The following is an 11,572-nucleotide window of genomic DNA, read 5'->3' on the forward strand; positions in this document are numbered from 1 at the left end:
GCCCCTGCTTCAGTAACGGTAACGTGAAATATCGGTGAGCATCCGCTCGGCCAGGGCATGCAGATCGTCGGCCTGGCTGGAGGTCTGGTTGGCGGTGCCGGTATTGGTTTCGCTCATCAAGGCGATCTTCTCCACCTGTACAGCGATCAGGTTGCTGGCGGCGCTTTGTTCGCGAATGGCATATGAGATTTCGGAGGCCAGCGCTACGGTCTGGGTCGAAGCGTTGCGGATCGCCTGTACCGCTACGCCGGTTTCCTCCGCACGGCTGGCGCTCTGCTGGACCGTATGCACGGCTTGCTGCATGCGCTTCACCACATCGCTGGCGCCTTGTTCGATGGCCGCGACGATACCGGTAATCTCTGCGGCGGATTCGGCGGTGCGTGCCGCCAGTTTGCGTACTTCATCGGCGACCACGGCGAAACCGCGGCCCTGTTCCCCGGCGCGTGCGGCTTCGATCGCCGCGTTGAGGGCAAGCAGGTTGGTCTGCGCGGCGACATCGCCGATCACCCCGGTAACGGTGGAGATGCGCGTGGTTTCCTGTTGCAGGTTATGCACGCTCTCGGCGGTGCCGTTCACTTCTTCGGCAATCATGCCCAGGTCGTCAATGGTGCTTTGCACCACCGCGACGCCTTCGGCGGCACGGTTGCCCGCCTCGGTCGACAGCTTGGCGGCATCCTCGGCGCGTTCGGCCACATGGTCGATGCTGACGGTCATTTCCTCGACGCCGGCGGCCATCTGCGTCGCCGCGTCGGCCTGGGCGACGGAGCTGCCGGAGAATTCGTTGGCATTGACCCGCAGCACGCCGGCGGCACGGCCCACATCCTCTGCGTTCCTGGCCAGGTCGTTGAAGCTGCGCTGCAGGGCTTCGATCATGGCGTCGAAGGCCTGCACGGTCTGGCCGATCTCATCGTTCGAACGGGACCCGACGCGGCGAGTCAGGTCGAGCGTTTCACCGATGGTCATGACAGTCCGTCGCATCGCCTGCAAGGGCGACATGATCGAGCGGCCCAGGGTAAGGCCGAAGCCCATCATCACCACCAGCGCCGCCAGCACGATGCCCAGCAGAAGCCGGAACGACGTGCGGTAGGCCTCGGCAGAGGCTTGCTGGGTGGCATTAAGGGCGGTGGTGGCATCGGCGGAAAGCTGATCCGCCAGCTGCCCGGTGAGAATGGCGGCATCCTCGATGAATGGGCTTGAGGCCAGTTCCATTGCGGCCTCGGTCTGGTTCTGGCGTGAGCGGGCCAGCGCCGTCTCGCCGACGATGAGGTAGGCCTTGACCGTCTTGCGGAATTCTTCCAGCGCTCGGGTGGCTTCTTCCGAGTCGGCATCGGCAATGGCCCGTGCCAGATCCTCATCGAACTCACGGCCCTTGCGTTGCAACTGCTCATCGAGCGTTCGCTTACGCGCGGAATCGGGGTCGGCGATGTGCCGGAAGATGATGCCGCGCAGTTCCTGATAGCGGCCGGCAAAGGTCTTCGCATCCACCAGGCGCGGAACCTCATTGCTGGTGATATGCGCGACCGATGCGTCGAGTTTTCGTAGCTGGATCAGCCCCAGCGCGCCGACGGCGAACAGCGATAGCAAAGCGATCGACACCAGCGCTATCAGGCGAAATTTGATGGTCATGCAAGCCCCTTGAACCTATGTTGCGCGCCGCACAGTGCGACGACGGCACAAGGCTTTCGGCTAGACAGGCGTTCTCTTGAGTCCTGATCGCCGGACGGTAAGCCGCAGCTCGGCGGGGGCTGACCGGTCGGCGCGTGGACGTGCCGACCGGCGCCGGCTCAATCCTTGTCCCGCGCCGGCATCACCTTGCTCATCACCTGCTTGACCGACTGCTTGATGATGCCGGCCTGGTTCGGGTCGCCGTGCAGCAGCGCGGTGGCGAACTTCTTGGCCTGCTCCAGCTTAATGTGCGGCGGCAGCGGCGGCACGTCGGGATCGGTCTTGAATTCGATCAGCACTGGCCGGTCGGCGGCAAACGCCTGATCCCAGGCGGCGGCGACCTGATCTTCGCGGTCGACGTAGATGCCCTTCAGGCCGATGGATTCGGCGAAGCGGTGGTAGGGCACGTTGGGGATGTTCTGCGAGGCCTCGAACTTCGGATCGCCTTCCATCGCGCGCTGCTCCCAGGTCACCTGGTTCAGGTCCTCGTTATTGAACACGCAGCAGATCCATTGCGGGTTCTGCCACTCCTTCCAGTATTTGGCGACGGTGATGAGTTCGGCCATGTTGTTCATCTGCATCGCACCATCGCCCACCATGGCCACGACCGAACGCTCCGGATGGGCGAACTTGGCGGCGATGGCGTAGGGCACGGCGGCGCCCATCGAGGCCAGACCTCCGGACAGCGAGCCCATCATGCCGCGGCGCATCTTCACGTCGCGGGCGTACCAGTTGGCGCAGGAGCCCGAATCACTGGTGACGATGGAGTGGTCCGGCAGGCGCGGCGACAGCTCGAACGCGACGCGCTGCGGGTTGATCGGGTTGGCCTCGACCAGGGCGCGTTTTTCCAGCAGTTCCTCCCAGTCCATGCGCCATTGCTCGACGCTTTTGCGCCATTTGCGCTCGGTCTTTTCCTCGAGCAGTGGCAGCAACGCGCGCAGGGTTTCGGCCGAGTCGCCTTGCAGGTTCACTTCCATCGGGTAGCGGATGCTCAGCATGTCGGCCTTGAGGTCGATCTGCACGCCGCGCGCCTGGCCTTCCTCGGGCAGGAATTCTGAGTAGGGGAAGCCCGAGCCGATCATCAGCAGGGTGTCGCACTCGGTCATCAGCTTGTAGCTCGGCTCGGTGCCGAGCAGGCCGATGGAGCCGGTGACCCAGGGCAGGTCGTCGGGCACCGCGGCCTTGCCGAGCAGCGCCTTGGCGACGCCCGCGCCGAGTTTTTCGGCCACGGCGATCACTTCATCGGTGGCATTCAGCGCGCCGGCACCGACCAGGATCGCCACCTTCTTGCCGGCATTGAGCACCTCGGCGGCGCGCTGCAGGTCGGCCTCATAGGGCAACACTTTCGGCCGCGTATAGCCGATGCCGGAATGCACCGCGCCGTGCGAGCGGGGCGGTTCGCTGTATTCGGCTTCTTGTATGTCGCTGGGCAGGATCAGCGTTGCCACCTTGCGTTCGCCCACCGCGGTGCGAATCGCCCGGTCGATCAGGTGACGGACCTGCGCCGGCGCGCTGGCCTGTTCGACAAAGGCGCCGGACACGTCCTTGTACAGGGCAGGCAGGTCGATCTCCTGCTGATAATGACTGCCCAGCGCGGTGCGTGATTTCTGGCCGGTGATGGCGAGCACCGGCATGTGGTCCAGACGCGCATCGTAGAGACCGGTGATCAGGTGCGCCGCACCGGGGCCGGAGGTGGCGATGCAGACGCCGAGGCCGCCGTTGAACTTGGCATCGGCCGAGGCCATGAAGGCGGCCATCTCCTCGTGTCGTGCCTGGATGAAACGGATCTTCCCGTTGGCGCGATTGAGCGCGCCGAACACCCCGTTGATCCCATCGCCGGGATACCCATAGATGCGCCGCACGCCCCATTGGTAGAGGCGTTCGATTACGTAGTCGCCGACTGTCATTGCCATGGAAACCTCGCTTGGCCTGATGGACCTTTCAGACAAAGGGAGGGCTGGTATACCGGAGGCGTTCGCACGCAACGCTGACTTCACGCGCAATGGAAGCGGCCTTCGCAGCCCCGGATGCCTGCTGTTCTTGTCTGGACCGGACGAGGGCGCGAGGGTTTCTCAAGTTATTTCAAAAAGTGACGAGCGATCGTGCCGCGTGGCCTTCGTCTGCCTCCCAGCGGGGCGAGTTCGGTCGCGTGCTCGGGTATCATCGGCAGCCCCTATGCCCATGCGATGTTCCGATGAGTCTTCCCGATGCCCGCAGCACGCTGCACCTGCCCCAGGGCGACTGGCCGACCGTGCTCGACTGCCTCTGTGCGCGCTTCCCGGCCATCGACCGCGCCACCTGGCGCGACCGCTTCGCCCGCGGCCGCGTGCTGGGCGCCGATGGACTGCCGCTTGCGACCGATCATCGCTATCAGGTCGGTTTGAAGGTGCATTACTTTCGCGAAGTCTCCGCCGAGAAGCCGATCCCGTTCGATGCGCAGGTGCTGCACCTCGACGAGCATCTGCTGGTGGCGGACAAGCCGCACTTTCTGCCGGTGATGCCGGCTGGTGAATACGTCAACGAAACCCTGCTGGCGCGGCTGAGCAAGCAGCTCGGCAATCCCGATATGGTGCCGATCCACCGCATCGACCGGCTCACCGCCGGGCTGGTGCTGTTCTCCACCACGCCCGAGAGCCGCGGCCGTTATCAGGCGCTGTTTCGTGAGCGCAGGATCAGCAAGGTCTATGAGGCGATCTGCCCGGCGCTGCCGGATCTGGACTTCCCGCGCATCGAGCGGCTGCACATGGTCGACGGCGAACCGTTCTTCCTGATGAAGCAGGGCGAAGGCGAACCCAACAGCGAGACGCGCATCGAGGTGCTCGAGCGCCGTGGCGACTTCTGGCGCTATGCGCTGCATCCGGTCACCGGGCGCAAGCACCAGCTGCGCCTGCAAATGGCCACGCTGGGCGCGGGGATCTGCAACGACCCGTTCTACCCTGAACTGATCGAACGAGCGCTGCGTGATCAGGACGACTACGACCGGCCACTCAAGCTGCTGGCGCGCGGGCTGCAGTTCGACGACCCGCTGACCGGCGAGCGGCGGTGTTTCGAAAGCCGTCTACAGCTCGATTGGTAGGGCGCTGGCACCCTTCGGGGTCAAGACCGCTCCCACGGGCGGTGTGCACGATCTGTGGGAGCGGTCTCGACCGCGAATAAGCCTAGGCTGTAGTCCGAAGATCCGCTGACCGGTGAGCGGCGGTCGTTCGAGAGCCGTTTGCAGCTTGTTTGATAGGGCGTTGCACCTTCGCGGTCAAGACCGCTCCCACGGGCGGGTGAAGCACGAAACTGTGGGAGCGGTCTCGACCGCGAATAAGCCTAGGCTGTAGTCCGATGACCCGCTGACCGGCGAGCGGCGGTGTTTCGAGAGTTGTTTGCAGCTCGATTGATAGGGCGTTGCACCTTCGCGGTCAAGACCGCTCCCACGGGCGTGTGAAGCACGAAAATGTGGGGGTGGTCTTGACCGCGAATAAGCCTAGGCTGTAGTCCGAAGATCCGCTGACCGGTGAGCGGTAGTGTTTCGAGAGTTGTTTGCAGCTTGTTTGATAGGGCGTTGCACCTTCGCGGTCAAGACCGCTCCCACGGGCGGGTGAAGCACGAAACTGTGGGAGCGGTCTTGACCGCGAATAGAGCTTGGCCCTTCCCTCAATCGAACAAACCACACCGGGCTCTATCATCCAGCCGCACCTTCTCGGCCGGCCTCAGTCGATATCCTTAACGCCCAGCCGAAGCGATATCGCCATGCCTGAAGGTCCATCCATCGTCATTCTTCGTGAAGAAGTCTCTGCATTCACCGGCCGATCGGTCGAGCGCGCGGAGGGGAGTGCCAAGCTGGACAAGGCGCGGCTGGTGGGCCAAACGGTGCGGTTGTTTCGCAGCTGGGGCAAGCACTTCCTGATCGAGCTGGATGACGTCTCCCTGCGCATCCATCTGCTCTTGTTCGGCAGCTACCGGATCAACGAGCGCAAGGAATCCGCGCCGCGCCTGAGCCTCGGGTTCGCCAACGGTGAGCTGAACTTCTACGGCTGCTCGGTGCAGTTCATCGAAGGGCCGCTGGATGAGGCCTATGACTGGAGCGCGGACGTCATGAGCGATGCCTGGGACAACCGGGCGACGCTGAAAAAACTGCGTGCCCGGCCGCGGCTGCTGGCCTGCGATGCGTTGCTCGACCAGACGCTGTTCTCCGGCTCGGGCAACATCATCAAGAACGAGGTGCTGTTTCGCACCCGTATCCATCCGCTGTCCTTGATCGGCGATCTGCCGGCAGCCAAGCTCCGCGAGTTGACGCACGAGGTTCGTACCTACAGTTTCGAATTCCTTCAGTGGAAGCGCGAGGGAACGCTGAAAGCGCACTGGTTGGCGCATACCAAGACGATTTGCCCGCGCTGCAAGATTCCCTTCGTCAAGGCCAAGGAGCTCGGGCGGAGCAAGCGTCGCAGCTTCTATTGCGAGCGCTGCCAGAAGCGTTATGGAGACAGCGAAAACGTCACGCCGGAGGTACCCGTGGAGGAGGCGTAGCCGCCCGTCCTTGCTATGCTCCGTCACCCCATTCTTGCGAGTCAGCCCATGCGTACCCTGTTGCTGCTGTCTCTTTCCGGCCTCAGCAGCCTGGCCCTTGCCGGCGAGCCCGTGCTGCTCGACTTGCGCGTCGGCGACGTACCGCTGCGCGCCGAATACGCCCGCTCGCCGGCCGAGCGTGAGCGCGGCCTGATGGGGCGCATCGAGCTCGCTGCCGATCGCGGCATGCTGTTTCGCTTCGATGAGGTGCGCCGCCACTGCCTGTGGATGAAGGACACGCCGTTGCCGTTGTCGGCGGCGTTCATGGATGAAGCTGGGCGCGTGGTCGATCTCATCGATTTGCAGCCGTTGGACCGGTCTATCCGCTGTTCCGCTGAACCGGCGCGCTATGCGCTGGAGGTGAATCAGGGCTGGTTTCAGCAGCACGCGCTGAAACCTGGCGATCCGGTGACGGGCATCCCGGTGCAGCCATGAGCGACGACCGGGCGGCCATCGGGCCATCTGATTAAGATTGGAGTAGTGCAATGACAGGCCGCCTGTTTTACCTGATGGGCCCCTCGGGGGCCGGCAAGGACAGCCTGCTGGAAGCTGCCCGCGAGCCGTTGCAGGTGCGCGGTTGTCGGGTCGCTCGGCGCGTCATCACCCGTTCTGCCGAGGCGGCGGGGGAAGATGCCCAGGCCGTGAGCACCGAGGAGTTCGAGCAGCTGCGTCGCAGCGGCGCATTCGCGCTGGACTGGCAGGCCAACGGCCTGCGCTATGGCATCCCGCGGCAGATCGATGACTGGCTGGCGGCAGGGGAGGACGTACTCGTCAACGGGTCGCGCGGCTATCTGGACCAGGCACGGGCGCGTTACCCACAGCTGCGTCCGCTGCTGCTCACCGTGGCGCTGCCAGTGCTGCGCGAGCGGTTGCTGGCTCGCGGGCGTGAGCCGCTGGCCGAGATCGAGGCACGCCTGGCGCGAAACGAGCAGTTTCGCTCGGCGGCGGAGCAGGAGGAGGCCGAGCTGCTGGACAACTCCGGGCCGCTCGAGGAGACGGTTGGGCGCCTGCTGCAACTACTGGACGAGGCGCCAGCCAATTCCTGAGCTGACGCTAGTCCAGCGGCAGCTCCGTGGTCCGCTTCACTTCACTCATGGCGATGTGCGAATGCGCCTCCTGCACATGGGGGCGCTGCAACAGCTGGTCGCGCAGGAAGCGCTCGTAGCTGTCGATATTCTTGGCCACTACCTTGAGCAGGTAGTCCGACTCGCCAGCCATGGTGTGACATTCCAGCACTTCGGGATAACCCACAACGGCGCGCTCGAATTCGTCCAGGTTGCTTCGCCCGTGGGCTGAAAGCTTGATGTTGACGAACACCGTCATGTTCAGCCCGAGCTTCTTGGGGTTGAGCAGGGCGACCTTGCGCTCGATCAGCCCTTCTTCCTGCATCCGGTGGATGCGCCGCCAGCAGGGCGATTGCGACAGCTCCACCCGCTCTGCCACCTCGGCGGCGGAAAGATCGGCGTTGTGTTGCAGCAGCATTAAAATCTTGCGATCGATGCTACTCAGCGGAGTCTGCATGGTTGTTCCTGATTTGTTGTTGTTAGTGGATGGATCATGCACACAAGAGCGCTTACACCGCAAAAGTAGAAAGAAAATCTCTCCTCGTCACGGCCAGACTCTTATCCAACGCGCAACGGTGGGGTGATCCCCTGTCGATTGCCCGACGTGGGACGGCTTCCGTGCGGCTGCCCTCGTCTTGATTAGGCGGGACGTGCAAACACGTCCCCGACTCCGATAACAACAAACAGGAGCGCCACATGTCACTGGCCGAGATCCGCCTGGATGACAAGTACCGGCTCGCAACCGGACATCTGTATCTCACCGGCACCCAGGCGCTGACCCGCCTGCCGATGCTGCAACATCAGCGTGACCAGGCTCAGAACCTGAATACCGGTTGCTTCATCTCCGGCTACCGCGGCTCGCCGCTGGGCATGCTGGACAAGAGCCTCTGGGAAGCGCGCGATTTCCTCAAGCAGAACGCCATCCATTTCCAGCCGGGCCTCAACGAGGAGCTGGCGGCGACGGCGGTCTGGGGCAGTCAGCAGACCAACCTGTTCCCGGGCGCCAAGTACGACGGCGTGTTCGCCATGTGGTACGGCAAGGGGCCGGGTGTCGACCGCTCCGGTGACGTCTTCAAGCACGGCAACGCGGCAGGCGTCTCACCCCATGGCGGCGTGTTGCTGTTGGCCGGTGACGACCATGGCTGCAAATCCTCGACGCTGCCGCACCAGAGCGAGCACGCCTTCATTGCCGCGTCGATCCCAGTGCTGAACCCGGCCAACGTTCAGGAGATTCTCGACTACGGCATCATCGGCTGGGAGCTTTCGCGCTATTCCGGCTGCTGGGTAGCGCTCAAGACCATCGCCGAGAACGTCGACTCGTCCGCCGTGGTGGAAGTCGATCCGCTACGGGTCAAGACGCGCATTCCCGACGATTTCGAGCTGCCCGAAGACGGCGTGCACATCCGCTGGCCCGACCCGCCGCTGGCGCAGGAAAAACGCCTCAACCTGTACAAGATTTACGCCGCACGCGCTTTTGCCCGCGCCAACAACCTGAACCAGGTGATGCTCGACTCGCCGAATCCGCGTCTGGGCATCATCACCACCGGCAAGTCCTATCTCGACGTGCGCCAGGCCCTGGACGACCTCGGCCTGGACGAAGCGCTGTGCGCCTCGGTGGGCCTGCGCGTACTCAAGGTGGGCATGAGCTGGCCGTTGGAGCCGGTTTCAGTGCATGAGTTCGCGCAGGGGCTGGACGAGATTCTGGTGGTCGAGGAAAAGCGCAGCATCCTCGAAGACCAGCTCACCGGGCAGCTCTACAACTGGCCGCTGGACAAGCGCCCAAGGGTAGTCGGCGAGTTTGATGAACACGGCACCTCGCTGCTACCCAACCTAAGCGAGCTGACCCCGGCGATGATCGCCCGCGTAATCGCCAAGCGCCTCGCGCCGATTTACACCAGCGACAGCATCCAGGCCCGCCTGGCCTTCTTGTCCGCCAAGGAAAAGGCCCTGGCCGCGCGAAATTACGACACCGTGCGTACCCCGCACTACTGCTCCGGCTGCCCGCACAACACCTCGACCAAGGTGCCCGAAGGTAGCCGCGCGGCGGCCGGCATCGGTTGTCATTACATGGTGCAGTGGATGGACCGGCGCACCGAGACCTTCACCCAGATGGGCGGCGAGGGCGTCAACTGGATCGGTCAGGCGCCGTTCACCGAAACGCCGCACATGTTCCAGAACCTCGGCGATGGCACCTATTTCCACTCCGGCAGCCTAGCCGTGCGCGCCGCGGTAGCCGCCGGCGTCAACATCACCTTCAAGATTCTCTACAACGATGCGGTGGCCATGACCGGTGGCCAGCCCATCGATGGCGAGCTGCGCGTCGACCAGCTCAGCCGGCAGATCGCCGACGAGGGCGTTAAACGCATTGCCCTGGTCAGCGACGAGCCGGACAAATACCCGACCCGCGACACCTTCGCGCCGATCACCAGCTTCCACCACCGCCGCGATCTGGACGCCGTGCAGCGCGAACTGCGCGAGTTCAAGGGCGTCTCGGTGATCATCTATGACCAAACCTGCGCCACCGAGAAGCGCCGTCGGCGCAAGCGCGGCAAGCTGGAAGACCCGGCCAAGCGCGCCTTCATCAACCCGGCCGTATGCGAGGGTTGCGGCGACTGTGGCGAGAAGTCCAACTGCCTGGCCGTGATGCCGCTGGAAACCGAGCTGGGGCGCAAGCGCGAAATCGATCAGAACGCCTGCAACAAGGACTTCTCCTGCGTCGAAGGCTTCTGCCCGAGTTTTGTCACCGTGCACGGCGGCGGGCTGCGCAAGCCGGAAGCGGTGGGTGCCAGCCTCGATCCGGCGCAACTGCCGGAGCCGCAGCGTCCGACCCTCGATCGCCCCTGGAACGTGCTGATTCCAGGCGTCGGCGGCAGCGGCGTGACCACGCTCGGCGCCCTGCTGGGCATGGCCGCGCATCTGGAAGGCAAAGGCTGCACGGTGCTCGATCAGGCAGGGCTGGCGCAGAAGTTCGGCCCGGTGGTGACGCACATCCGCATCGCCGACAAGCAGGACGATATCTACGCCGTGCGTATCGCCGCCGGTGAAACCGATCTGCTTCTGGGCTGCGATCTGGTGGTCGCGGCCGGTGACGATTCGCTGACCCGCCTCAATGACCAGATCAGCCATGCGGTGATCAACAGCCATGAATCGGCCACGGCCGAGTTCACCCGCAACCCCGACGCCCAGGTGCCCGGCAAGGCCATGCGCGAAGCGCTGATCGATGCGGTGGGTGCCGAGAAAACCCACTTCATCGATGCCACGCGGCTGGCGACCCGCCTGCTGGGCGATAGCATCGCCACCAACCTGTTCCTGCTCGGATTCGCCTACCAGCAGGGGCTGCTGCCGCTGTCGGCGGAGGCCATCGAGAAGGCCATCACCATCAACGGCGTATCCACCGAGCTGAACCTGCAGGCGTTCCGCTGGGGCCGTCGTGCGGTGCTGGAGCGGGACGTGGTAGAAAAGCTCGCGCGCCCGGCTGAAATGGCCGAGCCCATCTGCCAGACCCTGGAAGAAATCGTCGACTGGCGCGTGGATTTCCTTACCCGCTATCAGAACGCCGCCTACGCCAAGCGTTATCGCGACAAGGTCGAGCAGGTGCGGGCGCTGGATACCGCCGACGACCTGGCGCTGTCGAAAGCCGTGGCCCGCTACTACTTCAAGCTACTGGCCTACAAGGACGAGTACGAGGTGGCGCGGCTGTACAGCGAGCCGGAATTCCGCCAGCAGCTCGAAGCCCAGTTCGAAGGCGACTACAAGCTGCAGTTCCACCTGGCACCGGCGTGGCTGGCCAAGCGCGACAAGACCACTGGCGAGCCGCGCAAGCGCGAACTCGGCCCTTGGGTGCTGAATGCCTTCAACGTGCTGGCGAAGCTGAAATTCCTGCGCGGGACGCCGTTGGACGTGTTCGGCTACGGCCATGACCGGCGTGTCGAGCGCGAGCTGATCAGCGAGTACGAGCGCAACCTGGATGAGCTCCTGTCCCAGCTCAAACCGACCAACTACCGCACCGCTGTGGCCATCGCCGCGCTGCCGGAACTGATCCGTGGCTACGGCCCGGTGAAGGAGCGCTCCATCGCCAAGGCTCGCCAGCAGGAAAAGCTGCTCAAGGAGCAACTCAATCGTGGTGACGAAGTGCAAACCGTGCGGCTGTTCGAGCCGGCGGCATAGCTTGGCGAAGCCATTCGCGGTCAAGACTAGGCGTCCCCAACCGCTCCCACGGGTCTTGCGGATGTCGGGAGCGTTCCAGGAGTGATCTTGACCCCGAGTGGCGCTGCATCGGAGCACCACGG

Annotated in this window: 8 protein-coding genes; 5 read left to right on the forward strand and 3 right to left on the reverse strand. The window is 64.1% G+C overall.

Going from position 1 to position 11,572, the window contains the following annotated elements; translation table 11 throughout:
* Positions 1-9: 9 nt before the first annotated feature.
* Positions 10-1,626 carry a methyl-accepting chemotaxis protein gene (locus KCX70_RS03900; RefSeq protein WP_212619336.1) on the reverse strand — a complete coding sequence of 539 codons (1,617 nt, stop codon included), beginning with the start codon at positions 1,624-1,626 and terminating at the stop codon, positions 10-12.
* Positions 1,627-1,784: 158 nt separating this feature from the next.
* Positions 1,785-3,578, reverse strand: a complete 1,794-nt coding sequence (locus tag KCX70_RS03905; protein WP_212619337.1) for a thiamine pyrophosphate-requiring protein — start codon at positions 3,576-3,578, stop codon at positions 1,785-1,787.
* 281 nt (positions 3,579-3,859) lie between these two features.
* On the opposite strand from KCX70_RS03905, the gene KCX70_RS03910 reads away from it, so the two are divergent.
* The 4 genes from KCX70_RS03910 (at position 3,860) to phnN (ending at position 7,265) form a co-directional block, all read left to right on the forward strand.
* Positions 3,860-4,741 carry a pseudouridine synthase gene (locus KCX70_RS03910; protein WP_212619338.1) on the forward strand — a complete coding sequence of 294 codons (882 nt, stop codon included), beginning with the start codon at positions 3,860-3,862 and terminating at the stop codon, positions 4,739-4,741.
* A 662-nt stretch (positions 4,742-5,403) separates the two neighbouring features.
* A complete protein-coding gene (locus KCX70_RS03915) occupies positions 5,404-6,180 on the forward strand; it encodes a DNA-formamidopyrimidine glycosylase family protein (RefSeq protein ID WP_212619339.1) in 777 nt (258 codons plus the stop codon).
* A gap of 48 nt (positions 6,181-6,228) precedes the next feature.
* Entirely contained in the window at positions 6,229-6,654 is a 426-nt protein-coding gene (locus KCX70_RS03920) for a DUF192 domain-containing protein (protein WP_212619340.1), read from the forward strand.
* Positions 6,655-6,704: 50 nt separating this feature from the next.
* Complete coding sequence (gene phnN / locus KCX70_RS03925) at positions 6,705-7,265, forward strand: phosphonate metabolism protein/1,5-bisphosphokinase (PRPP-forming) PhnN (RefSeq protein WP_212619341.1); 561 nt, start codon at positions 6,705-6,707, stop codon at positions 7,263-7,265.
* A gap of 7 nt (positions 7,266-7,272) precedes the next feature.
* Here phnN and KCX70_RS03930 read toward each other — a convergent pair whose 3' ends face one another.
* On the reverse strand, positions 7,273-7,740 hold the full coding sequence (locus tag KCX70_RS03930; protein WP_212619342.1) for an Lrp/AsnC family transcriptional regulator: 468 nt from the start codon (positions 7,738-7,740) through the stop codon (positions 7,273-7,275).
* Between the two features lie 239 nt (positions 7,741-7,979).
* Here KCX70_RS03930 and KCX70_RS03935 point away from each other — a divergent pair, with 239 nt between their 5' ends.
* A complete protein-coding gene (locus tag KCX70_RS03935; protein ID WP_212619343.1) occupies positions 7,980-11,450 on the forward strand; it encodes an indolepyruvate ferredoxin oxidoreductase family protein in 3,471 nt (1,156 codons plus the stop codon).
* Positions 11,451-11,572 lie beyond the last annotated feature (122 nt).

Source organism: Stutzerimonas stutzeri (assembly GCF_018138085.1).
Lineage (GTDB): Bacteria > Pseudomonadota > Gammaproteobacteria > Pseudomonadales > Pseudomonadaceae > Stutzerimonas > Stutzerimonas stutzeri_AI.